Annotated in this window: 24 protein-coding genes; 10 read left to right on the top strand and 14 right to left on the bottom strand. The window is 56.7% G+C overall.

Going from position 1 to position 25542, the window contains the following annotated elements; translation table 11 throughout:
* Nucleotides 1-54 precede the first annotated feature (54 nt).
* The 4 genes from BMZ24_RS01150 to BMZ24_RS01135 all read right to left on the bottom strand — a co-directional run bounded on the left by BMZ24_RS01150 (nucleotide 55) and on the right by BMZ24_RS01135 (nucleotide 6502).
* Entirely contained in the window at nucleotides 55-2616 is a 2562-nt protein-coding gene (locus BMZ24_RS01150) for a PEP/pyruvate-binding domain-containing protein (protein WP_092188427.1), read from the bottom strand.
* Between the two features lie 45 nt (nucleotides 2617-2661).
* A complete protein-coding gene (locus BMZ24_RS01145; protein ID WP_092188425.1) occupies nucleotides 2662-4317 on the bottom strand; it encodes a sensor histidine kinase in 1656 nt (551 codons plus the stop codon).
* Nucleotides 4318-4439: 122 nt separating this feature from the next.
* Nucleotides 4440-5906, bottom strand: coding sequence for an SLC13 family permease (locus BMZ24_RS01140; protein ID WP_092188423.1), 1467 nt, complete (start codon nucleotides 5904-5906; stop codon nucleotides 4440-4442).
* Nucleotides 5906-6502, bottom strand: a complete 597-nt coding sequence (locus BMZ24_RS01135) for a CBS domain-containing protein (RefSeq protein WP_092188421.1) — start codon at nucleotides 6500-6502, stop codon at nucleotides 5906-5908. The genes BMZ24_RS01140 and BMZ24_RS01135 overlap by 1 nt, the downstream gene beginning before the upstream one ends.
* 326 nt (nucleotides 6503-6828) lie before the next feature.
* Between BMZ24_RS01135 and BMZ24_RS19630 the strand changes: the two genes are divergently transcribed.
* Nucleotides 6829-6966 carry a hypothetical protein gene (locus BMZ24_RS19630; RefSeq protein ID WP_153304599.1) on the top strand — a complete coding sequence of 46 codons (138 nt, stop codon included), beginning with the start codon at nucleotides 6829-6831 and terminating at the stop codon, nucleotides 6964-6966.
* On the opposite strand, the gene BMZ24_RS01130 is transcribed toward BMZ24_RS19630, so the two are convergent.
* From BMZ24_RS01130 to BMZ24_RS01110, 5 genes are all read right to left on the bottom strand, one after another.
* Nucleotides 6963-7193 carry a hypothetical protein gene (locus tag BMZ24_RS01130; protein ID WP_092188419.1) on the bottom strand — a complete coding sequence of 77 codons (231 nt, stop codon included), beginning with the start codon at nucleotides 7191-7193 and terminating at the stop codon, nucleotides 6963-6965. The two genes, BMZ24_RS19630 and BMZ24_RS01130, sit on opposite strands and share 4 nt — an antisense overlap.
* An 86-nt stretch (nucleotides 7194-7279) precedes the next feature.
* Nucleotides 7280-7726, bottom strand: coding sequence for a response regulator (locus BMZ24_RS01125; RefSeq protein ID WP_092188417.1), 447 nt, complete (start codon nucleotides 7724-7726; stop codon nucleotides 7280-7282).
* A gap of 305 nt (nucleotides 7727-8031) precedes the next feature.
* On the bottom strand, nucleotides 8032-8475 hold the full coding sequence (locus tag BMZ24_RS01120) for a response regulator (RefSeq protein WP_092188415.1): 444 nt from the start codon (nucleotides 8473-8475) through the stop codon (nucleotides 8032-8034).
* Between the two features lie 147 nt (nucleotides 8476-8622).
* Nucleotides 8623-10089 (bottom strand): SLC13 family permease, encoded by a 1467-nt coding sequence (locus tag BMZ24_RS01115; RefSeq protein WP_092188413.1) that lies wholly within the window; start codon nucleotides 10087-10089, stop codon nucleotides 8623-8625.
* A 67-nt stretch (nucleotides 10090-10156) separates the two neighbouring features.
* Complete coding sequence (locus tag BMZ24_RS01110) at nucleotides 10157-10627, bottom strand: CBS domain-containing protein (protein ID WP_225940154.1); 471 nt, start codon at nucleotides 10625-10627, stop codon at nucleotides 10157-10159.
* A gap of 455 nt (nucleotides 10628-11082) precedes the next feature.
* Between BMZ24_RS01110 and BMZ24_RS01105 the strand changes: the two genes are divergently transcribed.
* The 6 genes from BMZ24_RS01105 to BMZ24_RS01080 all read left to right on the top strand — a co-directional run bounded on the left by BMZ24_RS01105 (nucleotide 11083) and on the right by BMZ24_RS01080 (nucleotide 18875).
* Entirely contained in the window at nucleotides 11083-13611 is a 2529-nt protein-coding gene (locus tag BMZ24_RS01105; protein WP_092188409.1) for a sigma-54-dependent transcriptional regulator, read from the top strand.
* A 103-nt stretch (nucleotides 13612-13714) separates the two neighbouring features.
* Nucleotides 13715-15382, top strand: coding sequence for a sensor histidine kinase (locus BMZ24_RS01100; protein WP_092188407.1), 1668 nt, complete (start codon nucleotides 13715-13717; stop codon nucleotides 15380-15382).
* Entirely contained in the window at nucleotides 15366-15779 is a 414-nt protein-coding gene (locus BMZ24_RS01095) for a response regulator (protein WP_244150257.1), read from the top strand. Before BMZ24_RS01100 ends, BMZ24_RS01095 begins: the two co-directional genes overlap by 17 nt.
* 9 nt (nucleotides 15780-15788) lie before the next feature.
* Nucleotides 15789-17468: a sensor histidine kinase gene (locus BMZ24_RS01090; protein ID WP_092188403.1), complete on the top strand. Its 1680-nt coding sequence runs from the start codon at nucleotides 15789-15791 to the stop codon at nucleotides 17466-17468.
* Between the two features lie 83 nt (nucleotides 17469-17551).
* Nucleotides 17552-17941, top strand: coding sequence for a response regulator (locus BMZ24_RS01085; RefSeq protein ID WP_092188401.1), 390 nt, complete (start codon nucleotides 17552-17554; stop codon nucleotides 17939-17941).
* A 31-nt stretch (nucleotides 17942-17972) separates the two neighbouring features.
* Nucleotides 17973-18875 carry a response regulator gene (locus BMZ24_RS01080; protein ID WP_092188399.1) on the top strand — a complete coding sequence of 301 codons (903 nt, stop codon included), beginning with the start codon at nucleotides 17973-17975 and terminating at the stop codon, nucleotides 18873-18875.
* Nucleotides 18876-18896: 21 nt separating this feature from the next.
* Here the strand turns inward: BMZ24_RS01080 and BMZ24_RS01075 are convergent, their stop codons facing one another.
* On the bottom strand, nucleotides 18897-19418 hold the full coding sequence (locus BMZ24_RS01075; protein ID WP_092188397.1) for a type 1 glutamine amidotransferase domain-containing protein: 522 nt from the start codon (nucleotides 19416-19418) through the stop codon (nucleotides 18897-18899).
* 91 nt (nucleotides 19419-19509) lie between these two features.
* The gene (locus BMZ24_RS01070) at nucleotides 19510-20400 is read right to left on the bottom strand and encodes a GGDEF domain-containing response regulator (RefSeq protein ID WP_244150256.1); all 891 of its coding nucleotides are present in this window, start codon (nucleotides 20398-20400) and stop codon (nucleotides 19510-19512) included.
* A 402-nt stretch (nucleotides 20401-20802) separates the two neighbouring features.
* On the opposite strand from BMZ24_RS01070, the gene BMZ24_RS01065 reads away from it, so the two are divergent.
* On the top strand, nucleotides 20803-21552 hold the full coding sequence (locus tag BMZ24_RS01065) for an acyl-[acyl-carrier-protein] thioesterase (protein WP_161948999.1): 750 nt from the start codon (nucleotides 20803-20805) through the stop codon (nucleotides 21550-21552).
* Between the two features lie 88 nt (nucleotides 21553-21640).
* Here BMZ24_RS01065 and BMZ24_RS01060 read toward each other — a convergent pair whose 3' ends face one another.
* From BMZ24_RS01060 to BMZ24_RS01050, 3 genes are all read right to left on the bottom strand, one after another.
* Nucleotides 21641-23047: a M23 family metallopeptidase gene (locus BMZ24_RS01060; protein ID WP_092188393.1), complete on the bottom strand. Its 1407-nt coding sequence runs from the start codon at nucleotides 23045-23047 to the stop codon at nucleotides 21641-21643.
* A 259-nt stretch (nucleotides 23048-23306) separates the two neighbouring features.
* Nucleotides 23307-23630, bottom strand: a complete 324-nt coding sequence (locus tag BMZ24_RS01055; protein ID WP_092188391.1) for a hypothetical protein — start codon at nucleotides 23628-23630, stop codon at nucleotides 23307-23309.
* A 110-nt stretch (nucleotides 23631-23740) separates the two neighbouring features.
* On the bottom strand, nucleotides 23741-24325 hold the full coding sequence (locus tag BMZ24_RS01050) for a TetR/AcrR family transcriptional regulator (protein ID WP_092188389.1): 585 nt from the start codon (nucleotides 24323-24325) through the stop codon (nucleotides 23741-23743).
* A 245-nt stretch (nucleotides 24326-24570) separates the two neighbouring features.
* Between BMZ24_RS01050 and BMZ24_RS01045 the strand changes: the two genes are divergently transcribed.
* Nucleotides 24571-25149: a hypothetical protein gene (locus BMZ24_RS01045; protein ID WP_092188387.1), complete on the top strand. Its 579-nt coding sequence runs from the start codon at nucleotides 24571-24573 to the stop codon at nucleotides 25147-25149.
* A 35-nt stretch (nucleotides 25150-25184) separates the two neighbouring features.
* The gene (locus BMZ24_RS01040; RefSeq protein WP_092188385.1) at nucleotides 25185-25535 is read left to right on the top strand and encodes a cupin domain-containing protein; all 351 of its coding nucleotides are present in this window, start codon (nucleotides 25185-25187) and stop codon (nucleotides 25533-25535) included.
* The last annotated feature ends 7 nt before the right edge of the window (nucleotides 25536-25542 follow it).

Genomic DNA, 25542 nt, shown 5'->3' with positions numbered 1-25542 from the left:
CCTGCAACGTTGGCGGACGGCCAGTCCCGCCAGGGGGACAGGGCAGGGAAGCGTTCAGTATCGAGGAAAGGAGTGGCCACCCTTGAAAAATTCATCGATTTTTCGGGAGACCTCCTCGTCATCGTCGAGGCGCAGATCGAGGCTGCGGATTGATGCCAACAGTCTCCCAAGGGTGGTCAGCCGGTCCAGAAAACGGCTTTCGTCATATTTGCGGATTTCCGCCTTGAGCGCGTCGCCGTTTTGGCTGACGCGGAATCCGAGCCGGCGCAGGATGCCGGCCAGGAGCGTGGCGCGGCGAACACGCTGAACGTATTCGGCGGCGCCGCCCTTGAAGGAGAAGGTGATGTAGTTGTCGTTGATGACCGGCCCGGCATAGGCGTCTATCGTGGCGAAGTGGTTGCCGAGCCGTCCGCTGAAATTGACGTAACTTCTTGATACGACGGCGTAACTCGCGGCCTCCGGGATGGCGCCGTCCTGGCCGCCAGCCACTTCGGGATGTGTCATTCCGTTCAGGAGTGCCTTCAGGGGCTCGCAGAGGAGTTCTTCTGTGCCGACTGTGGTGCCGCGCTCACGCGGCACGACGCCATCGCCCAGGTCGTAGAGGAAAATCTTGAAAGGCAACCCGGTGCGCAGTTCGTGGGCAGCGCTCTGCGCGTGCGGGAGTTCGTCCGAAAGCCGGAACATCTCGTGCATGGCCACTTCATGGCAGAAGCGGATGATGTCGTGCAGGGTTTGGCATCCCTCGGGCGTGAAATTTGGCATCTGCGGGTCGACCAGATTCAGAGGGATGATGAACTTCAGCGCCTCCTGCAGGGCCTTGTAGACGGGACTGCCCTTCATGAGATTGACGGGTCTTCGTTCCGAGAGGATTTCCTGGACCCGGCCTGCGTAGACAACCCCGTTGGTTGCGTCGAGGGTGACTTCCGTCCCGTGTGCAAGAAGATGGGTTGCGCGGCCCACGTCCACGAGCGTCGGGATGCCGAATTCGCGAGCCACGGAGGCCATGTGTCCCGTGGCGCTGCCGATGTCCGTGATGATGCCGGCGACCTTGCCCATGGCGGCCACATAGGCCGGCGATGTCTGTCTTGCCACCAGGATTGCACCTTTTGGTATGTCATCGAGGGCGTGATCGGACTGCACGGAATAGACCATGCCTGAAGCCATCCCAAGGGCCGCCGGTTGGCCGCCGCACAGGAGCGGGGTCCGACCGGGTACGAACTCGCAGCATTCGGCCCGGTCGGTTCCCTCGGCACGCATCAGCGGCCTGGACTGCAGGACGAAGAGGCGGTCTTCATGGTCGAGGGACCACTCCACGTCCTGGGGCATGCCGTAGTGTGCTTCGAGTCGCAGGCCGTATTCGACCAGGGTACGGACCTGATCGCCTGACAGGCAGGATCGTTTCCGGTCTTCGTCGGGCACTGGCCTTGAGACGATACCGCCCTGGGGCAGAATGGTGAAGGCCGAGGTTTTGTCTCCTGTCTCGGCGGTGACGGTTGTCCGGTCCGTGCGCCGGATGCGCCAGAAGTCAACATGCGAGGATCCGTCGACGACGCTCACCCCGAGTCCCCAGGCTGCCGAGAGTAGCACATCGTCGCTGTGGGCGGAGTTTGGATCAATGGTGTAGAGCACGCCGCTGGCCTTGGCCTGAACCATGTTCAGGACCAAAACACTCATCATCACGTCCTGCTCCGAATAGCCCTTGGACCGACGGTAGAAAACGGCCCGGGCGGTGAAGGCGCTGGCTACCACGGCGCTCCAGGCCCGCGGGAGGGCGAAGGGGGTGGCGCCAAGAACGGTCGCGTGCTGGCCGGCGAAAGAAGCATCGGAATCCTCGCAGACGGCAGATGAACGCACGGCCAGACGCACGTCGGGGCCGAACCTGGACACCATGCCTCGCGCCTGCTCCTGCAGTGCCTTGTCCAGGTCAGGGGGCAGAGGCGCAATCATGATTCTTTCGCTGGCTTTGGCGCAAATCCGCTCCAGGGCGCCTATGTCCGTGATGTCGATTCCGACAAGTTGGTGCCGGAAAGTTTCGAGAATCCCGGTATGCCCAAGGAAAAGGGCTGCTGCCGAAGCCGTCACGGCGAAGCCCGACGGCGTCGGCAGGCCGACACGGTTGCGGACCTCGCCGAGGTTCGCGGCCTTGCCGCCCACTTCGCCCAGGTTTTCAAGAGAGATTGCATCAAGCGGCAGGACGAGGTCCTGGCCGTCGAATGTCCGCTCGCGCAGGAGGGCGCGCAGGGCCGCTCCGCCTACATGCTGCAAGCGCCCGAAGAGAGTTGTGAATTGCCCCTTGGCCAGTGCGTTCATGTCTTCAATCAGGGAACAGCCGTGCTCGAGCAGTCCTCGCATGTGCACCAACGCATCTTCCTGGGTGAAGGAGCGGCCTTCATAGACCATGCGCTCGAGCCAGGCCATTTCCTCGAGGATGTGGTTGTTGCTGGCCAGCAGACTTTTGAAGAAACGATACTTTCGTTTCATCTCCGGATGGGCGTCGGGAGCTGCGAGGTTCCTGCCGGTCGTCGTCTTCACGGCAGCGACCGCCGGAAGATCCGAAGGCGCTCGGCCAGCCGGATCGGTTGCGGGGGGGTCGGTCTGCGCATGAACCAGTTGCATGCGACATGCGCCAGATTTCCAGAGCGAATTCTCATGGCGTTCTCGTCAGTTGATGAACGGTCGTGCTTCAAGGGGAAGCTCGACTGTTATGGTAGTGCCCTGCCCGGCAGTGCTGTCAACGGAAATCCTTCCGCCGATACGCTGCAGGATGCCATGGGAAATGGATAGCCCGAGGCCTGCGCCCTTGCCGGGTGGCTTGGTGGTGAAGAAGGGATCGAAGATCTTGTCGAGGTTCTCGCGGGGGATGCCGAAACCCGTGTCGCGAACTTGCAGACGGACGCCGCCTCCTTCCGAAGGGGCGGTGGAAATGGTGATGGGTCCGCCTTCGGGCATGGCGTCCATGGAGTTGTTGATCAGGTTGATAAGCAGCTGGCGCAGGAGGGCGGGTTCGCTGAGTATGACGGGCAGCCGCGAGGCGAGTTCCTCCCGGATTTCAATGTTTCGCTGCGATGCTTCACGGCGTCTCAAGGCGGCAACGTCGGTGACGAGAGTGTTCATTTCCACGTCGCGAATCGTGCCGTCGGTCTTTCCGCCAAAGCTGAGGAGTTTGTGAGTGATCTCGCGGCTGCGAGCCGTTTGAGTCACGATCTGGCGAAGGGATTCCCTGAGTTCTCCGGCGTCGGGATGGTCTTTGAAAGAATCACGCCGGAGCAGGTCCTGCATCCAGCCCGCTTCCTCTCCGATGATGGCCAGGGGGTTGTTGACTTCGTGGGCGATGCCCACTCCCAGTTGACTGATGGCGTCGAGCTTCTGAACCTGCAGTTCACACTCCCGCAGACGGCCAGAGTCCGTCTCCATCTCTTCCTGGAGCGTCGTGAACTTCTTTACCGCCCGCAGGGACGCCGCGCCCAGGACAAGCAGGCAGATGACGGCCAAGGTCGCGAAGCGTGTCATGGTGTGGTGCAGGGTCTCGGAAATCTCCCTGTTGTCGCGTTGGGTTACGAGCAGCCAGCCGGGAAGGTTGTCCAGTGGGAGCGCGACGTAAAGCAGAGTGGTGCCGGACCATTCGCGCCGGGCAATCTTGGTGACACCGGAGTCCTTAGTGACCAGAGAGCCGTCGACACGGTCCAGGATGCCTCCGTGCAGGATGGACCTGGTCTGCAGGATTCCCGCATCGTTGACGAGGAACGTCTCGCCGGTGCGTCCGAGGCGCTCGCGGTCGAGCAGGGAACTGAAGAGGAAGGCGTTGACGGAAAGTCTGACGGTTGCCGAAGACAGGTCCGTCCCTTCGCCTATGGCGATGAAAAAGCGCGGTGTTCCGTCCTTGCCGGCCTGAACATCGGTGACGAGGAGACCGCTTTCGGTCCGAGAGGCTGGCGGCAGTTCCTGCGGCAAGGGTTGGCCGGCCATGACCCTGCTGCCAGTTCCGGAATCCATCACGTCCATGCCGTCAATCCAGTCCATGGAGTGGCCAAGGGAAGTGAAGGTGTGCTGCAGTTCCCCCGCGGACATCTTACCGGAACGTTGAAGCAGCATCCCCAAAAGAGCCCCGGCCGAATCCATGCTGTGCTCTACCCTGGCCCTTCCTGCTTCCGCGACGACGGCGAGTTGCGATTCGGCGGCACGGCTGTGTTCGGTGTCAACACTTTTGAGTGCGTAGACCAGAACGCATACGGCGACGAGAAAGGCCGGGGCCACGGTGAACAGGACGATCGCGTTTTTGAACCGTTTTCTGTGCATTTCCAGACGTTGAGGAGTCATCTGCCCACCGTGCCGTTTGGCGGTTTGGGTTGTTGCTGCGGGTCGTTTTTGGAAAAAAACCGGGAAGACGGGTACCTTCCCGGTTTTGTTTAGGATTGAAGAAACGGTTTCGCAACCATGAATCAGTAGAAGCCGATCAGGGGCCAATACACCAGTACGCTGATGGTCGCGACGAGAAGCAGGGTCAGACACCACGGGACCGCGACCTTGATGAACTCAGCCTGCGAGAAATATCCCGTGCTGTAGGCGATGATCGTCGGAGGGCAACCAATGACGAGCATGATGAACGAGGTGGTCATGGGGGAAAGCATGGCCACGGCCTTTGGAGAGAGGTTCATCATTTCCGCCATGGGCAGGGTGATGGGCAAGGTCAGGGCCACGGCCGCGGAGTTGCTCATCAGGCTGGACAGGAATGAGCCGAAAAAGCCGATTCCGTAGAAGACCGCAAACGAAGGCTGGCCTTCAAGCAGCGGCAGACAGACCTCAGCCAGGTATTTGCCCGCTCCGGATGTGAGCATGGCTCCGCCCAAGGATACACCGGCACCGAAGACGATCCAGGACTCCCAGGGGAATTTGTCGCAGATGGTCTTGAATGAAATGAACTTTGGGCCGCAAAATCCGGCCAGGGCCAGGGCGGCGGGGACGCTGTAGTGCAGTCCGGTCAGGTCCGAGAATGTCCACAGCAGGAAGGTCACTCCGAAGATGATGGTAACGCCGAGTTCTTTTCCCCGCATGGAAGGCATTTTTTCGATTCTCACCTCGGCCGGGAGCTCTTTTTCCTTGGGCCGGAAAATCATCCACAGGACGCCCCAAGTGGTGACGGCGGTCAGGATGCAGATGGGGAACTGGATGACGATGTACTCCAGGAAGCCGATGGTCGCCTCGTGACCCGCGTCTCGCGTGAAGTTTTGCAGGATTTCGAGGGCCAGAGGGTTGCGGCCGCCGCCCAGAAGGGTGCCGAAACCGCCGGCCGAGGAGGCTAATGGAATGAGAATGATGAAGAATTTTGAAAGATTGTTGCTTTTTTGCGGGGTGATTCCCATGGCCATGAAGACCGGAACCAGCGCAAAGATCATGATGACCGTGACTGTCGCGTCGTGAAAGACGGTGGCCAGCATGGTGCACCCGACGGCCAGCACGAAGCTAAGTTTCTTGACCCCTGTTCCGGCCATCTTGAAAATGTAATACATGATGCGGTTAGCCAGGCCGACCTCGTTCAAGACCACGCCGAACATGACGATCATGAGCACGAACATGACCGCAGGACTGGCGAATGGCGCCCAGGCGTCGGTCGGCTTCTGGATGCCGAACAGGATGAGCCCCGCGGCGGCGCACAGGGCCGAGACGCCGATGGGTATGGCCTCCGTGACCCAGAGGAGGACGACGGTCAGGAGCAGGGCCAAAAATTTGTGCCCGTCGACGGGCAGATTGGCCGGGGTAGGCAGAAGATATATTCCGAGGCCGATGGACAGGGAGATGAGGGTCTTGATGATGATCGTACGGCCCGACTGCTCGGACGTTTCCGGGTGTTCTTCGATGAGGAGTTCATCTTCGGGGTGATTTCTGTAATCGATATTTTCGTGGCTCATTATGGCACTCCATGAAGATCTTTTTTCATTATGGGTGAAATTGCGCATGCGTCCTTCATGGTTGCCGATAAATGCGCGTACACGTCCGAAAAGGCGAGCATGCCGACAAGGCGCCCACCGTCGGTGACAAACAGGGAATCATGACGATTCATGACGAATCGGTGCAGGGCCTTGTCAAGGCTGTCAGTCACCATGACGGTTTGGCCCGCAGAGGGGCTGCTGACGAAATCCCGGATGAGAATCCCTGATGCGTCGGTACAGAGTTCGTGCAGTGGGGTCGTCCACAGTGCAGCCTGGTCCAGCGCACTTCCGATCATCTTGTCGTAGGAATGGCTTCGGGAGTATTCTCCGACATTGACCTTCAGTCTTGAATAGCGGGGTTCGAGGGCCATGAGCAGGTCCATGGGAGAAACCTTGCCCACGATGTGTCCCTTCCCGTCATGGACGAGAAGGATGCATGTGCTTTTTTTTCCGCTCTGAAAATCAATGCGGCATTGTTCCAGCGCTCTCAGCGCGGCTCCGAACGTTTCCTCCTGAGAAATCCGGGGGAAATGCTCGGCCGGGATCATCAGTTCTTTCACGGTCATTGGCTCCATTGATAACTCCTTCGAGGTGTGCCGGCCTTTGCCTTAGCAGTGTGGCCGGATGTGAAATCCGCCTTTTTTCTTCAAGCGCGGGTGCACGGCGGTGGACGCAATCCCGTCGCTGGGCTCCCTCATTTTCCAAGCGGAATGAAGAATCCCCGACCGGCGTGATGATGCCGGCCGTGTTTGAATCCATGCCGCTTCCGCGCTGCAGCTCTCCCGGGCAGGCGATTTCCGCCTGATCCATCCAGAGTTGCACTCCCGGCCAGGACCTGCGCTTCACGCAAAAGATGCGGAGCAGGCTGAGGTCCTTGGGCCATCCAGAACAGCCGGACGCCATGGATTCAAAGCATTCAAAAAACGGAAAAATCGTTGTTGCTGCTGGGCAGCCGGCTGTAACAATGAAACAATGTGGCCGGGAAATTCCGATTTTACCAGCAGCGGGAGCAAAAATGGAAGCCGCCAATCGGGTCTAATTGCCGAAAAAGCGGCTCCAGATCGAGATCGCCAGATTCAAAGCGAAGAGTCCCGCCAGGCTTGCCGGCCAAAACCACCATTTTTTGAGTATCGGAGGATTCCAGGCCTTCCCCCGCGGTAGATGATGCAGCGGCTTGTAGCTGCTATTCTCGTGCGGCTGGGATGATTCCCGCAAATTCGGCTGACGTCCGTGTTCTTCTTCGTTGAAACTGAAATTTTCCTGCATCAATACCTCATTGCAAAGGGACAGCCGTTTCCCCATGGAAAGCGATCCGGAGGGGAAACGACGGATAATTTCAGCCTTGGGTGGAATTAGAAGCCCAGGCTTTTGTGCATCTTGTCGAGTATGGCCTTTTCTTCCGCCCTGCGCAGGCGTTCGTCGCGATCTCTTTTGATCTTGTAGGCCTCCTGAATTTTTACCACGAGATATTCGTATTCATATGGTTTCATGAGATAATCGTAGGCACCCAAGCGCATGCCTTCCACGGCCGAGGATACGTCGCCGTGACCGGTGAGCATGATAACTTCGACGCCGATGTGTCTTCCACGAATCTCCGACAGCGTCTCGATGCCGCTGAGACCCGGCATCTGGATGTCAAGAATAACGATGTCGAATTTTTCCGCCGCAAGGCGGTCCAGGGCTTCCATGCCGCTGCTCGCACCGCTGACTTCGTAGCCAGTCTCCTGCAACCGCTTGGCCAGAGTTTCTCGAAACCTTTCTTCATCATCAACCAGAAGCAATTTGGGCAAAAAATCCATTATTTCCTCCTCATGGAAGTGACACTGCATTGGTTCGGGTATGTTTATTGTTTGTGAATACCGTAACAATGTTTTCATTTCAAGATATTCTCGCCGGTTCTCTGCAGAATCGCAATTGCCTGAATTAACATGGAGAGAGGATGCAAAGATGTCTCGAAACGTACATTGGTTTTGAGGCGTGTCCGATCTTTGGATGTCTTCCTTGGTTCTTCTGGTTGAACCGGGGGGATGTAATCCCCCCGGTTTGACTATTACGGCTGTGTCGGTCCGCTATTGTTATCTAGGATCGGTACAATGTTGGAACGCTAGACCCATCTTTTCTGCAGTTTATCCAGTAGGGCTTTTTCTTCTGCCCTGTGCAGCCTTTCGTCACGGTCTTTCTTGATTTTATAGGCTTCCTGGATCTTGACTACGAGGTACTCGTATTCACAGGGCTTCATCAGATAGTCAAAGGCACCGAGGCGCATGCCTTCTACGGCCGAGGATACGTCACCGTGTCCTGTAAGCATGATCACTTCCACGCTAAGGTGCTTGGCGCGGATTTCAGCCAGGGTTTCGATGCCGCTTAGTCCCGGCATCCGGATGTCGAGTATGGCCACATCGAATTTGTTGGTGGAGAGCAGGTCCAGTGCTTCCATGCCGCTGGCGGCCTCGCTCACCTTGTATCCGGTTTCCGTCAGACGCTTGGCCAGCGTTTCGCGAAAACGGTCTTCATCGTCGATAAGAAGCAATCTTGGCAAATTTTCCATTATATCCTCCTTGTTTTGACCGTCACGTAGGGACGGACAACCATTCGTCGTTTACTGATACTATTCTCTCTTGCAACTGAAGGTATACTAAAGAGAGTATCAATGAGCTGGGGGGAGGGGCGTTTCCCCTCCCTTTGAACAGGATGCTTAGTTGAATCCGATCATCGGCCAGTAAGTCAGTGCCGCGGCTACGCAGATGGCCAGCAGGGTGAGGCACCAGGGGATGGCTACCTTGGAGAACTCGACCTGGGTGAAGTATCCGGTGCTGTAAGCGATGATTGTGGGAGGACAACCAATGACGAGCATGATGAAGGAGGTGGTCATGGGGGCGAGAAGACCGACGGTCTCGACGCTCATGTTCATCATGCTGGCCATGGGTAGGGTCACGGGCAGGCTCAGGGCCACGGCCGCCGAGTTGCTCATCATGCTCGACAGGGCCGAGCCAAAGAGGCCGATGCCGTAATAGGTGACGAAGGGGGAGTGCCCCTGGAGCAGCGGCAGGCAGACTTCGGCCAGGTACTTGCCAAGGCCGCTGGAGAGCATGGCCGCGCCCAGGGAGACGCCGGAGCCGAAGACGATCCAGGATTCCCACGGGAACTTGTCACAGATGGTCTTGAAAGAGACCCAGCCGGGAGCACAGAAGCCTGCAAGGGCCAGTGCCGCGACCACGCTGACATGCCAGCCGGTCAGGTCGCCGGCGAACCACATGATGAATGCGGCGGAGAAGATTGCTGCCACACCCTTTTCAGCGCTGCTCATGGGCGGCATGGACTCGATCTTCACGGATGCGGGAAGTTCCTTTTCCTTGGGTCGGAAGTACAGGAAACAGATGGCCCAGGTCGCTATGGCGGTGAAGATGGAGACCGGGAATTCGACGATGGCGTACTTCAGGAAGCCGATTTTGACCGCGACGCCCGTGGCCTCCAGAAGGTACTTCTGGGTGATGTCCACGGCCAGGGCGCAGCGGCCGCCGCCGAGCATGGTGCCGAAGCCGCCGGCCGATGCCGCCAGAGGAATGAGGATGATGAAGAATTTGCTCAGGTTGTTGCTCTTCTTCGGCGTGATGCCCATGCTCTGGAAGAGGGGTACAATGGCGAAGAGCATGATGATGGTGATGGTCGCGTCATGAAAGAGGGTCGAGAGCAGGGTGCTGCTTATGGCTATGAAGAAGCTGAGCTGCTTCACCTTTGTTCCCGCGAATTTCAGGATAAAGAAAAGCAGGCGTTTGGCCAGGCCGACCTCGTTCAGGATGACGCCGAACATGATGATCATCATGACGAACATGACGGTCCGGTTGGCGTATGGAGCCCAGGCCTGCGAACTGCCCGTAACCTTGAAAATGATCATGAGCGCCGTGGCCAGCAGGGCGGTAACGCCAATGGGAATGGCTTCGGATACCCATAGGAACACGATCGGGAGCAGGATGGCGCCCAGACGATGCGCTTCCACCGGGAGGGACTCCGGACGGGGCAGAAAGTAAATGAACAGAAAAAGACCAAGCGCGATGAGCAATTTGATGATCATGGATTTGGATGACTGAGTCGGACCCTGGGGCTCTTCTTCGTGCATGAGGAGCTCATCTGGGGAAGTATCTCGCACGTCTTGTGCACTCATGGATTTTCTCCTTTATTATTCAATATGTTAGCTTGGCAGTGACAACATCGCTTGAACAGAAGGTGACTCAGAGGCCGCACGATTCTTTGATTCTGCGGCCAATTTCCTTGTACACGTCGGAAAAGCGCAACACGCCAATGAGCTTCTTGCCGTCCATGACGAAAAGAGAGTCATGCTTGAACATGACAAAGCGGTGGAAGGCATTGTTCAGGTTCGCGTCCTGGTCGATGATCTGGGATGATTTTGGCGGCTGGATGAAATCCTTGACCAGGATATCCTTGGCAATGGCGCAGAGGTCGTCCAGGGGTTTGGCCCAAAGGGTGGTCTGCTCTTTCATGGGCTGGATCACGTAGCTGAACTTTTCAACGTACACGCTGCTCTGTTCGTCGACCAGTTTTTCGTAGTCCGGTTCGAGTCCTCGGACCACGTCGAGGGGTGAGAGCTTGCCGACGACCTTGTTTTCACTGTCGGTCACCAGCAGGATGCGCTGTTCGCGCTTGCCGGAAAGGTATTCCTCGTTGGCCCTCTCCAGAGCCATGACCGCTCCTGAGAAAGTTGCCGTGTCCGATATCCTGGGAAATTTGGCTATGGGGACCATGAAATCTTTTACGGATGCTTCCATTATCCATCGCTCCTTGGGGTTGGGCCGGAATTGATGATTGTGCACCATCTTCGCCTCCGACACAGGTTTATTGCCGATTTCAAGTCGTTAAATAATCTTGCAAACACTGTGGAGTGATTAACAATTCCTGTGCCAAGTTTTTTTTGCGCGATATGAATTTTTATATCTAAAACTCTGTTTTTAAATAATATTATTTTGATATAAAATTCACAAATAGTTTGTGTTCTCTCGGTTTTTGGCAATGTTGTTGCGTAATTTTTGCTGTATATTGCTCTTTTTCTTCTTGAGCAAAGTGTACGGTGTCTGTTATCGGGAAGGAAAATTTGCGCGATTTGAGGCTGTTTCGGAAGGGGTGGAGAAATGGAGGAAGCATGATCAAGCCGAAAGAAATTTTGGAATGGGCATCCCGGATGCGGCCCGGCGGACCTGTTCCAGCCAGGCGGAAACTCCGAACGCGTCTGCTCGTGACGCTTATCCCCACGTCTCTCATCGTGCTCGCGCTGATGGGATATGCAACGTATTGGGCGTCATCGGAATTTATCTCCCTCGCCCTTGAACGCAACTCACGGATTCATGCCGTTTCCACCGCCTATGCGGTGGAAACGTTGCTGGAACGTTGCAAGCGGCAGCTTCTTTTTGCAGCCCGCAATCCTATGAGCGCGGAGGATATGGCCCGCTATTTAAGGGATATTCGGGAACTCGACGGCCTTGAATTTGCGGAATTCGGCTTCATTCCCCTGCGCGAAGCAGATCCTGTTGTTTTTGTGAGTCGCGAGGGGAAAGAAATACGATTGACGCAGGATGAAGTGAACGGCATTCGGCCCGGTCCAGCGCTTCTGTATGCGCATGTTCGCGGTTTGAAAGCGGGTGAAGTGTGGCTGTCGGAGTTTAAAGAGGTGGAAACTCCCTATCCCAGTGCTGACAATCCGCGAGAACGCATGTCCTGTGTCGCGTTGCGTATGGTGACTCCCTATGTGGGCCCTGACGGAGAACTGGACGGGTACGCTTATCTTTCACTTAACGCCAAGATGATCCGCAATGTGCTCTCTCTCTATGAGTCATCCAATTCTCCCGTTTTCGCTTTCTCGCGCAATCCAAAGTTTCAGCGGTACACCTTTTTTTTCGATGTGGGGGGATGGGTGCTTTTCCAGTCCGAATCGGAACAGGGTGACGATGCGCCTCTGCGTACCTTGAATATCCGGAAAACCTTGTCCGGGACTCTGGGCAGACCCGGTATGCCAGAGGCGTTCCGTCCCTCGGAGCGGAACGAAAATTATTGGCAGACCGTCGAGGATGTCCGCGATGGGCACAAGGACATTGTCCGGTCGCTCAATCGAGTGGAGTCCGCTTCGCCCTACAGTGACCATTTTCTTGCCTACGCTCCGGTACGCCTGCACCTGGCCCCGGATCAGGACGCAAGAATCATCGGCGGAATCGCCTACGAAGACCGCAGCGTGCTGGTCGACCTCGCAGGTTACAGGCACATCGATGTCATGCTGATCATCAGCGCCATTTCCGTGCTGGTTCTGGTGCTGGCCATTGCTCTGGTGGCCAGGGGCACCACGCTGGGTCTGCAGGAACTTGCCTATGCGGTGAAGACTCTCACGGAAAAGGGAGAGTGGGAGGAAGTCCGTCTGATCGAGACGGGCTATGAGGCAGAGATGCTCAAGGATTCGATCAATTCCATGATCAGGACACTGCAGGCGCAGTTTGAGGAGATCAAGTCAAAGGACCTGAAGATCGAGTCCGTGGCTTTGAAAGAACCGGCGGAACTGAGTATGGGGTCCTCCATATCCACATTGGACGCGGACTTTCCGGAACTTGTCGGTTCGGGGCCGCACATGAAGCAGATGAAACGCGACATCATCAAGGCCAGCCAGGTCGAAGTGGACGTGCTTATCGAAGGCGAGACCGGTACGGGCAAGCAATTGGCCGCCGAAGCCGTTCATCGCCTGTCGTCCAGAAACGGCAAACCCTTCATCTCAATCAATTGCGGTGAACTGGACGAGAATCTCTTGCTCGATTCCCTGTTTGGTCACGTCAAAGGGGCGTTCACGGACGGCAAGGGGGACCGGCGCGGCGCTTTTCTGCAGGCCGATGGCGGGACGCTGTTTCTGGACGAGATTCAGTCCGCATCCATGAAGGTTCAGCAAGCCTTGTTGCGAGCTCTGTCACTGCGCAAGATCAAGCCGCTGGGCAGCGACCAGGATGTGGACGTGAACGTGCGTCTTATCACGGCCACCAATGTCGATTTGAAGGCCCTGATCGGTGAAGGGAAGTTCCGTGAGGATCTCTATTACCGGCTCAAGGTCATTACCATCACAACCCCTCCGTTACGGGAGCAGCGGCAGAACATCCCGCTTTTGGCCATGCACTTCCTGAAAGAGGGGGAACACATGGCTGGAAGATCTGATCTCGCTCTTTCGCGCGGGGCACTGAAAGCCCTTGTCTCCTATGATTGGCCAGGCAACATCCGCGAACTCAAGCATGTGATCATAACGGCGGCCGTGATGTCCGAGGGGCGCGTGATCCAGTCCGAGCAATTGGGCATCAACGGCAAGGCAATAAATGAGGATGACGCATTAAACCAGAGTGCGGATTCGTTTGTGGGGGAGAAAGGGGACGGTTTTGAAAATTCGTTTCCCGCAAGAACTGATAAAAAGAAACATGACACAGTATTGCCTTTGGATCTGAACCCCCGGCAGGTCATCGCATGCGAGTATGTACGGGGGCATGGGAGCATTTCGAGCAAGGACCTGCTCGATCTTCTCGATGGCGGCATTTCAAAGAGAACCGCAAGCTATGACCTCCAGGACCTGGTCGGCCGCGGCCTGCTGGCAAGGATAGGTCGTGGTCCCTCGACGCGTTACGTGTGGCCCTCGGGCGGCGATTCGTCCTGATCGGTATCGCTGTTGCACCCTCTTCCGGGGTCGGCTATGGGTGATCTGCCAAGTTGAATAACGGGTCATTGGTTGTTTCAGGAAGTATTCCTCAGGAGCACGTATGTCTGTATTTGGGCTCAAGGATCTCGGGACAAAGATTGCCATCACGGCGTTGGGTTTTTCGCTGATTCCGCTTATCGTCCTGGGTGCGACCATGTACTCCATGTTCGCCTCGGCCTACCACACCAAAGTCCGCTCCAATCTGATGACCCTGGCCGAGAACAAACGTCAGGGAATCGATCTCTTTTTGCGGGAACAGGTTTCCCAGTTGCGCACCCTTGCCTATGCCCACTCCATTGAAGACCTCTCCTCCCAGGAGAAACTCGAGCAGATTCTGAGCACGATGCAGTTGAGTTCCCGTACGTTTATCGATTTGGGACTCATCAACGAGGAGGGGGTGCATGTCAGCTACTCCGGACCGTACAATCTCTCCGAGGTGAATTACAAAAACGAAGAATGGTTCAACCAGGTAATGGTTCGGAAGATCTACGTTTCTGACGTGTTCGAGGGATTTCGCGGCTTCCCTCACATGATCATCGCCGTAAAAAAGCAGGAGAGAGGCAAGGTCTGGATTTTACGGGCCACCATCGACTCGGATATTTTTGATTCTTTGGTGCGCTGGTTGCAACTCGGGGATCTTGGTGACGCCTACCTTGTGAATCGCAACGGCGAATTGCAGACAAAACCAAGGTTCGGAAACAAAAGCCAGGAAATCTACGCGGCATTTCTCGGCAGTCCATTTTCCGGGGCCAAGGTGGCAGAATTCGAGTCCGAGAGAAAGAAAGTGTTCGTCGGAGGGATCTGGCTGGAGCAGAAAAACTGGCTTCTGGTCATCGAGGAGGACATGCGCGGAGAACTCCAGCCCCTTTTTGAGACCCAGACAGCGACATGGGCCGTGGTTGGTGGGGGCATCATTTTCATCATAGTCGGCACCCTCATGATCACGCGCATGATCGTCGCACAGCAGGAGCGCAGTGAAAGGGAGCAGGCTCAACTCAACGAGGAATTGATCCAGTCCAGCAAGATGGCGGCGCTGGGAAAACTGGCCGCTGGCGTGGCGCATGAAGTCAATAATCCGCTGGCAGTTATCCGGGAAAAAGCTGGCTGGATGAGGGATCTGCTGGAAGAAGAGGATGTGAAGGCAAGTCCGAATTTTCAGGAATTCGGAGACGCCGTGGATAAAATCGAGCATCATGTCGAACGGGCTGGGCAGGTCGTGCATCGCATGCTGGGTTTTGCACGGCGAATGGAGCCTGTCTGCAACGATCTCTACATAAATGATGTGCTCAAACAGACCTCCGCTTTTCTGGACAATGAAATCCGGTTCCGGAACATCCAGCTCGTCTGGAATCTGGCTCAGGATCTGCCGACTATTCAATCCGATGCTGCCCAGATTCAGCAAGTGCTTCTCAACCTCCTCAACAATGCCATCGATGCCATAGGCCGTAACGGTAACATCACGGTATCCACAGGTTACGATGATGAATCGGATATGGTGCGCATCAGCATACGTGATGACGGTCCGGGCATGGACAAGGAGGTCCAGCGGCGCATTTTCGATCCGTTCTTCACGACCAAGAGAGTAGGAGAGGGAACGGGGCTTGGGCTTTCCATCAGCTACTCCATAATAAACAAACTGGGCGGCATCATCCGCTTCGACAGCGAAGTCGGTCATGGTACCGAATTTACAATCCTTTTGCCGGTGAAACATCATGACAGAAAGGAATAATTCACAGATGGCATCTGTGCATGCAGGCCCGTCGGTTCTTGTGGTCGATGACGAGCAGGATTTTGTTGAAACCCTGGTCAAGCGCATGGAACGCAGGGGGTTCAAGGTCGCGGGAGTTGGCAGCGGGCAGGAGGCGTTGCTGTTGCTTGGCAAAGAGCATTACGATGTGGTCATCCTCGATGTGATGATGCCGGGAATCGACGGGATCGAGACCTTGCGGGAGATCAAGCTCGCATGGCCCAAGATCCAGGTCATTCTGCTCTCTGGGCATGGCGGCGAGGAAATGGGGCTGCGCGGAATGGCATACGGGGCCTATTCGTACCTGCTCAAGCCCGTGGCCTTGAAGACAATAGTGGAAACAACATACACGGCGTTCGAAGAGGCTGGGGTTCGCTAGCGGGAAGACATGCGTCAGTACACAAGACAGACCATAAAGCGGAATTTTTTCGCGGCCATGCTGCTGGCTCCTTTCATTCCCGTGCTGCTGGCACTTGGGACGGGCGGGTATCTTTTCTGGAATCATGTCCAGCAGGGAGCGCTCGGCAGATTGACACTCCTCTCAGTAGGCAGCGCCCGAGTCGTCGACCTTTTTCTGGATGATTTCCTGGGTGACTTGACGATGGCCCAGGTCCATCTGTCCGAACATCCCGATTCCATCGGGTTGCGTGATGTTTTTGACAGGCTTTCCGTCAAGCACACGCGGCTTGTCGATGTCGCCCTGATCGACCCGGAGGGGCTGGTGAAGGCTTATGCGGGGCCCAGCGTTTACACAGGCACGCACATCGTCCCCGGACAGTGGCTGAGTGAGGCGCTGCAAAGGGGCAGCAGCGTAAGTGGCGTCATCTCCGGGCAGATGGGCCTGCCTCACTGCATTGTGGCGTTGCGGTTAAACTCCGGAAATGAGCCGCTCATCCTGCGCGCGTCCCTTGATTTGGAAATTTTTGCCCAGATGCTCATGGATGTCCGCGACGAGGGGACCGAACTGTTTCTCGTCAACCGGGAAGGGGAAGTCATTGCCGGAAGCGGCGGACAGATTCTGACCAGAGAGCGCGGGCTGGTTGAACATGTCTTCATGGAAAGAGTCGGGACGGCATTCCACGACTCGCGTTCCGATACGGCATATTCAAGCGTTGTCCTGCGCCATGGCGGTTGGATTCTGGCTGCGCGTAAACAGATGGGCGCGATTTTCAGCGCCGCTGACTCTACGGTCCTTTTTATGGGGATGTCTCTGCTTTCCGCAGGCATTGTTGTCTTCCTGTCCTCGCTTTACCTGACCGGCTACGTCGAAAAAATGTTGCGGCAGCGTGACGAGGAGCGTGAGGTGCTGCGAGAACAGCTCTATCGTGCCGGACGGCTGGCTGAACTCGGCGAGATGGCTGCGGGATTTGCACATGAGATCAACAACCCCTTGCAGATCATGAAAAGCGATCAGGCCTACATGGAGATGCTGTTGCAGGATTTTCGGGACAGGGCCGCGTCGGACGTCGCTTTTTTGAATGACGTGAACGAGATGGCTGCGAGCATCAATCAGCTCAAGCTTCAGATCGACCGTTGCGCGCGGATCACCCATTCGATTTTGAGTTTCGGCCGGGCGGGAAACTCCGAGGCGCAGAACATCGATCTTGGCAAGTTCATTCCTGAAGTTCTGACCATGATCCAAAAAAAGATTCAGCTGAGCAATGTCGCCCTGCATGTCGACATGCCTGCTTCTCGGCTGCTTGTGCATGTCGATCCTGCCCGTTTGCAGCAGGTTCTTCTGAATCTGCTCAACAACGCCATGTACGCCGTCAGTGAGGTTTCCAATATCAGGCCCGGAGAAATCGTGCTCTCATGTTCGGCCGAGGGTGCCGACCAGGTGCGTGTCGAGATCAGGGATAACGGGAGCGGGATCGGCGTGGATCAGCAGAAGCTTATTTTTACGCCCTTCTACACCACCAAGCCCGCCGGAAGCGGTACCGGCCTTGGGCTGTCCTTGTGCCATGGCATTGTGGAGAGCATGAAGGGTGTTCTGGATTTTACCAGCGTGAAGGGGCAGGGGTCGGCTTTTTTTCTCCTCCTGCCCAGGGTTTCATCTTCCGCGGATTGACGGAAAGAGGTGCATCCGCCCTGCCGGTCTCTTTCATCAAGGCCCGGTCTGTCGTGTATATGCGAGCTTACTAAGAGGTGACTATGGATGATGCATTGCGGGTCCTGCTTGTCGATGACGAGGAAAGCTATCTGGAAACCGCGGCCAAGATATTCAGGCGCAAGGGCGTTGACGTGGAGCTTTGCTCCATTGGCAGGGACGTGGTGGGAATTCTCAGGGAAAAGAAATGTCAGGTGGTCGTGCTTGACCTGAAGATGCCCGGAATGACGGGACAGGAAGTGCTCCGGGAAATCAAGGGCAGCCTCCCGGCCGTGCAGGTGATCATTCTCACCGGTCACGCCACTTCGGATGACGCAGCCGTCTGCCTGACCAGCGGCGCTTTTGATTTTTTGATCAAACCGATTGAAATGAGCCACCTTCTTGACAGGATCAAGACGGCTTACGATATGTGGAAACTATCTTCGGACAATTGATTTTCAAAAGGAAGAGACAAGGAGAGTCGCCGTGGGCAGACCGCATGTTGTCATTGTTGATGATGAGGCTCGTTTTCGGGAAACGATGGCAAAAATTCTGGAACACAAGGGTTTTGTGGTCAGCTTGGTCGAAAACGGTGATCAGGCTTTGGAATTTCTGGAAACCGCCAATCCCGACGTTGTGCTGCTTGACGTGAGAATGCCGGGACTGAGCGGAGACGAGGCCTTGCCGCGAATTTTGGGCATGAAGCCCAAAGCCAGGGTCATCATTCTTACCGGACACGGCGATGAGCGGGCAGCGCGGAAGGCTCATGAGGCCGGCGCGTTCGATTACCTGTGCAAGCCCTGCGACATAGATGTCCTTGTGGCCCGCATCCTCGACGCCGTCCGCCCGCAGACCGGCATCCAGGAACGGGAGCGGACCATCGCCGAGCTCATGATCCCCATCGACGAGTACACCTGCGTGCAGGCGTCGAGCACGGTCAGGGAGGGCATAGAGCGCCTCAAGATCGCGGCGGAAAATTTCATTTCCACGGGTCTGATCATGGAGTGCGGACATCGGGCAGTTTTGGTGTTCGAGGGGGAAGAGCTGGTGGGCGTGCTGAACATGCGCAATCTGATCGAGGCGCTCCGGCCGGACTATATTTCGGCGGTGCGCGGCGAGACGAACCATGGCGTGAAATACTCGGGAATTTTCTGGCAGGGGCTTTTCAACACCCGGGTTCGCGACCTTGAGTCCAAATGCGTGCGCGACATCATGAACCCGAGGCCGCCAGTGGTGGACAGTGACGCCAACCTGATGCAGGTGGCCGATCTTCTGAGTGCGGAAAACCGTCGCCGGGTGGCCGTCGGGCGGGACGGCAGGATCGTGGGCGTCGTGCGTGAGCAGGAGCTTTTCCACGAAATTGCCCGGCTGGTCCTGCATCGTCCCTAGGCGTTCTTTTGCCGGATTGACCTAAGCCTTGCCGGCTTCGATGATGGCCCGCATGAAGGCCGGGAGATCATCAGGCGTGCGGCTGGTAATCATGTTCTTGTCGATGACGACCTCGTGATCCTGCCATTTGGCCCCGGCGTTGATCAGATCTTCCTTGATGGCGAAAAATGAGGTCACCGTGCGCCCCTTGAGGATGCCCGCCGAGACGAGAACCCAGCCCGCATGGCAGATGGCCGCGACGATCTTGCCCTGCTGGTCGAAGGCCCTGACCAGGCTGACGGTGTTCTGATCCCTGCGCATGTGGTCGGGGGCATATCCGCCCGGGACGATGATCCCCGCGAAGTCGGCCACCTTGATGTCCGCCGGAGCCTTTTCGGATTTGGCGGGAGTTCCGTATTTGCCCTCATAGCTTTGCCCGGCCTTGCCCGAGACTACAACGACCTGTGCTCCGGCTTCCTTGAGCCTGAAGTAGGGATACCAGAATTCGTGGTCATTGAACTGCGTTTCAACCAGAAGCACGAATTTCTTTCCAGTCAGTTCCATCATGCCCTCCGTGACGTTTTGATTGTCATCCCTTGCTCCTGCCCGCCTTAGGCTTGGGCAGGCAGGAGCCCAAAGTCAATTTGTCTTTTGCTCAGGGCAGGCTTTTCGCCCTGACACAGTTCCGGCCGTCGTGCTTTGCCTGATAGAGCAGCTTGTCCGCCTGTTCCAGGAGCAGGGCGCGGTCGCACTGCGCGATATCGTTGCAGGTCACCGCACCGATGGACACGGTGAGGTAATCGGCGACCGAGGAATCCTGATGTTCGAGATGCAATTTTTTCAGGGCGTCGCGGATGTTTTCCGCCAGGTGCAGGCATCCCTTCTCGCTTGTGTCCGGGAGCAGGATGATGAACTCCTCTCCACCGAAACGGGCCAGAAAGTCGGCCGGGCGGCCAAGCGAGGACTGAAGAACCCGGGCCACGGCCTTGAGGCAGTCGTCGCCGGCCATGTGACCATAGAGGTCGTTGTAGTTTTTGAAGTGGTCGATATCGATGAAAAGCAGGGACAGGGGTGATTTTGTGCGCAAGGCCCTGGTCCATTCATTAACATAAATTTCGTCGAACCTGCGTCTGTTGGGGATGTTGGTCAATCCGTCCAGGGTGGACAGGTTTTCGAGCAGGTCGCGATTTCTCTTGAGCTCCAGATGATTGCGTATCCGGGCGCGAATGATCGGAGGACTGAAGGGCTTGCGTATGTAGTCCACGGCACCAAGTTCGAGCCCCTTGGCCTCTTCGCAGGTTTCCCATTTGGCGGTCAGAAAAACGACTGGAATGTTGCGGGTCTTTTCGTCCTTTTTGAGTTCTGCGCAAACCTCAAAGCCATCCAGACCGGGCATGACGATGTCCATGAGGATGAGGTCCGGCTGAGGCTCGGCGCGAGCCATTTCCAGAGCCATTTCTCCCGTGGTGGCGTAGGTGAGATCATGCTCGTCGCCCAGGACTATTTCGAGGGCCTTGATGTTGACGGGTTCGTCATCAACGATCAATATCGTGTTTTTGCTCGGAAAAGGGGGTGCGATAAGTACTCCTCCGGGTTTTTCGTGTGTCAAACGTACATGGTCGGTTAGGGATCGTTTTCGATCTATTAGGGTTCCTAAGCATCTTCGGTCGATCATGCAACAAAGACCCTTGGGCGTCGCAAAAAAAACATGAAGGGCACCCCACAGGCTGGGTGCTCGCGGATGTGCGAACCGCCATGGCGTAAATCCTGAAGGCCGTTACACAACATCGCGCGCGAGCCTGTGCGTAGTTCCGCGCAGGCGACATTTTTTTAATGAGGCATCCAGGATGGTCAGCTCCCCTTATTCAAGGTTTTTTTTTTGAGCGACGTCGACCCTGGTTGAAAACTGTTTTTATAAAGGGATTTTCAGATGGATACAGAAGGCGGGATGATTTTTGAGCAAGGCAGGAAGATTCAGCTCTTTCATACGGACGCAACCGGCAGGATAACACTTGCGTCCCTGTGCCGATTCGCCCAGGAAAGCGCGGGAGGGCATGCCGAGCGCCTTGGGTTTGGCATGGAGCGGCTGGCTGGAAAGAACATGGCTTGGGTGCTGCGCGAACAGGCCATGCACGTGACGCGATACCCTGGACTGGGAGAGGTGTTGCGGATCACGACCTGGCCGACACGGGCCGAAAGGATTCTATGCCATCGCGATTACCGCATCCTGGACGAAAGCGGGCAGTTGGTCGCCCGGGGAACCAGCGCCTGGCTCGGGCTGGATCTTGCGACAAGACGTCCATGCAAGGCCGAGTCCTTTTTTCATCTGCCGGCCGAGGTCGTGCCAGCGTCGGTCTTTGAGGGGCCCCTGCCGGAATTGCAGGCGCCGTGGGACGGTTGCCCTTCTGACATCCGCACTGTTCGCGCAAGTGACATGGATGCCCTGGGGCATATGAACAACCTGCGTTACCTGGACTGGATCGCGGACCATCTGGGCACTTTTGGCCTGAAAACGCCTTTTGGCCGCGTGCGCATTCGTCACGTGCGGGAAGTCAGGGATGGGGACAAGGTCGAAGTTCGGCACGGCATGACCGAAGACGGCGAGGTGCTTTTGCAGATGCGCCGGCTTGATGGTGGACGGGAAGTCTGTCTTGCGCGCCTGGGTTTGGAGTCGTCGGAGCAGATTGTGCGGCAATGATGCTCGCGGGTCAGGACATGGCCCGGGATGTCTGTGGCGGGCGCTGTGCGCGACCGGTGTGCCGGAACAAGGGTTCCGGCTCGCCGGACTATGGATTGGGCGTGGAGGGCTGCTCCAGGCTTGCGGACTGGACGGGCTCTTCGAGCTGTTCCATGTATGCGGCCACGGCGGCCTTGAAGGCGGGCATCTCCTTGCTTGCGATGGGATCGGCCGGCATGGTCTTGAGTTTCAAGGGGTTGATGAGCTTGCCGTTTTGCCTCATGCGGAAGTCAAGATGCGGGCCCGTTGCGTAGCCGGTGCTGCCGACATAGCCAATGGTCTGGCCCTGCTTCACCTTGGCGCCTTTCTTGGAAGCCTTGGCGAATTTGCTCATGTGATTGTAGATGGTCTCATAGCCGTTGCTGTGGATCACGCGCACGAAACGGCCCTGGGACTTGTTGGAGCCTACCTGGGCGATGATTCCGTCGGCGACCGTGCTGATCGGCGTTCCGGTGGGCGCGGCGTAATCGATGCCCTGATGCGGACGTCTGTATTTCAGGATGGGGTGCATGCGGCTCATGGAATAGCCGGACGAGATGCGTGTGAAGGGCAGCGGCGACTTGAGGAACGCCTTGCGTAGCGGACGTCCTTTTTCGTCGTAGTAGGCCGTGTTGCCTTTCTTGTCCGTGTATTGATAGGCGTGGTAGGTCTGCCCCTGGTTGGTGAAGCTGGCCGCCATGAGCTGCCCGTAGCCGACGAATTTGCCTTCCCTGAATTTTTTCTCGACGATGACTCTGAACGAGTCCCCGGTGCGCAGGTCCCGTGTGAAGTCCACGTCGTAGGCGAAAACATTGCCCAGCCTGATGGCCAGTTCCTCGCTTTCACCGGCGGAGGTCACCGCTCCGAACAGACTGCTTTCAACCACTCCCGATACGCTTTTGGTTTCCATCTCGTAGGGGATGGCTTCGCGCCGGAATTCATAGCCGGAGTCGGTCAGAGAAACCACCAGACGTTCGTTGGAATCGATTTCATATTCCAGGCCGATCAGGGCCTTGTTGGAATAGATCATGGTCCAGGGCTGGCCTGCCCTGAGACTGTCCAGGGGATAGAAGTCCTTGCTTTCGTTGCACAGGGAATAGATCTCGGAGAGTCCTAGGTGTCCTTCCAGGAGGGTCGAAGGAGTATCGCCGCGCTTTATCGTGTCGCTCATGCGGGTGATTTCAGGCTCCCGTGGGGCGCATGCCTCGGGCAGTTCCTCGCTCTCATGCTCCTGCTCGGCGAATGCTCCGTCTTCTTTAATGTCCTGGTATTCGTGGCGGGTGGCTATGCCTTGAGCGCTCCAGTCGATGCTGGACTGAGTTTCGTTGGGGGAGAGAAAGTTGAAAAAAATGGCGGCCCCGATAAGCAGCGCGCCCATGAAGGCGAAGAAGGGCATGGTCAGCCTGGACGGCGCGGGTTTGCGCTTCAGGGACAGGTTGGCCGGCCGGTGGATTTTATGTCGATTCTTTTTTGTCATACGTCCATTTGCGGTTTAGGCGATGGCCCAGATGATGCTTCAATCGGCGATGCACGGCCACGCCCGGGCTTTGCGAGGAATTGATGCTGCCCTCATAGCCGCGTAAGACGTCAAGCTCAAGCACTTGTTTCCCGCAAGGATGCTTTTGGTAGTTGTCAATTTTTGGCCGGTTTGCCGCGGGTCTGATGCCTGGATGCTTGGCCGTCCGGCGAAGAGTCGCTCAGGTCGCCCGGTACCGGCTTGCCCAGCGGGGAGTTTTTCAGCCGAGGACTTCGTCGCTGACACCGCCGAGCATCTCGATGCCCATTTCGAAACAGTCGGAAGATTGTACTGGGCGGGTCGAGCACCAGCGTACAAGTCCCACCCGTTTCCCGATCCCGGTCACTTTGTTGCCGAGGGCATTCCCCTGTACATCAACCTTGATGTATTGCCCGGTTCCAAGCGGTATGTCCGTTTCGAGCAGGAGTCCGTTGAAGCAGTAGTTGAGAATCCGCGAGGGGCGCTTGGCGGCATTGTTCGTGACAGGGAGCAAGTCGCAAGGTTCCAGACATGCGAATCGTGGCCATTTTCTTTTTTCAAGCATGGTCTGCTCCTGCACCGTCCGTGCGGATGGTGAAAAAGTGTCCGGGAGATTGATTCCCGATATACCTTGCCGGAGCAAAAGGCCAATTGGAAAACGGGGGAAGCTCCCTGCTAGCGGGCTTTCAGTCCGTAAATGACGAAATCGACGATATCGTCGAACAGGCCGTCGTCCCCGTAGGGGGTCAAGAGGCCGTGCCGGATGCCGCCGACCAGGTTGCAGAAAACGACGACCGAGGTTTCGTGAGGGTCGAGTTCGCGGATGCTGCCGTCCCGTACCCCGCGGTCCACGCATTCTTCCAGAATTTCGTAGAGTTCCGAGAAGTTGCGGATCATCACGTCCTTGTCTTCGACGGTCTTCAGATCGCTGAATGGCGAGCAGCGTACCAGGACCATGAAATCCTGACGGGGATTGCGGGCGAAGTCGAAATATGTCTTGGCGAAGGTGCGGACCGCTTCAAGGCCATTTGGGACGCCTTGCAGGTTGGTGCGCATGGTCTGGACGAGTTCATGCACGACATCGAGCCCGGCCGTGAGGAAGAGCTTTTCCTTGTTGCCGAAGTGATGGGTCAGAAGCCCGAGAGCCACGCCGGCCCGTTCCGAGATTTTCTTGAACGTCGTTTCCGAATAACCGTGTTCGCTGAACAGTTCCTTGGCAGCCTTGAGCAGCAGTTCTTTTTTTGTCGGTCCCGTGGCCATGATGGTTTTTCTCGTGCGTCTGATGGTGGGTAACAAAATAGGGTGATCCGAAGCTTTGAAAAATGTCCGCCCCGGCGGACAGTGGAGAACGCGAAGGCGAAAAAACAGGCTAACTCTTTAAATTGAATACCCAATCAATATGCGCCGTCTAGTTTTTTGTCAACGCGGCACGGGATTTCGCATAAATTGACAAACAACGCTCTGATCTTGAATAAGAAGCGTCCACCGTCGACGAGGAGCAATGAATGAATGCCTTGAAATACTGGTCCGGGTACATGCTGTCGGCCCTGCGCGCCCGTCTTTACGGATTGCGGCCGGGCAGGAGGTCCTTGGTCAAGAACGACCGGGTTCGCAACAGTCCCCTTTATGACGACGTCTGTGCTTGGCAAAAGGCGCAGATGGAGTCCATGACGTTTGAAAACGACCGCCCTACCAAGGAGTTCAAGGGCGCGGTGGACCTGCCGCTCATGCGTCGCATCCATCGGCGCACCTTGCTTGAGATCAGGCACGAGCTCGGAGATCTCTGGCGTCCTTCGTCGGTGACCATGAACGAGGGACGCGGGATCAGCCTGGATCAGTCCATCGCCATCATGCACCGGTTGCGTGACGCCGGTTTTCCCGACGATTCCCTGGGCGTGGTTTCGGTCGAATTCGCAGGCAGACGGCACTCCTTCGCCATAGTTCAGGATCTCGCGGATGATTTCTGGATGCTGGACAACGGAAAATTTTCCTACTGTCCGGTACGCGGAAGCGTTTTTTTGTCCGTGCGCAAGGATGTGCATGTGCTCATCGGATTCAATTTTTTTGATGTCTGGAATTATTGAGCCGGCTTTGCAATTCGCCGGAAGGAAAGGGTAAAATGAAAATCATGCCTACCGAGGCCGCACAGGCCGTGCATTTCGATTCGGAAGTCGCCCGTGGGGTGACGGGCAGGGTGGTCATCGGGCGAGTCGATGGCGCAAACAATTTCTGCATGCGTCGCTTTGATCTTGCGCCGGGCGGACATACCCCGCGCCATGCCCACGCCTGGGAGCACGAGATCTTTTTTCACGCGGGCGAAGGCGAGGTTTACCACGATGGTCAATGGATCCGTGTCGCTCCGGGAGACGCCGTCTTCGTGCCCGGGGACCAGGAGCATCAAATCCGCAACGCCGGAGACGCGGCGCTGACATTCATTTGTCTGGTTCCCGCCGGAGCGCCTGAAATCTAAAGAGGTC

This window comes from Desulfomicrobium norvegicum (assembly GCF_900114595.1).
GTDB classification, from domain to species: domain Bacteria; phylum Desulfobacterota; class Desulfovibrionia; order Desulfovibrionales; family Desulfomicrobiaceae; genus Desulfomicrobium; species Desulfomicrobium macestii.
The sequence above is the reverse complement of the archived record's forward strand: the minus strand, read 5'-3'. Positions and strand labels throughout refer to the sequence as shown.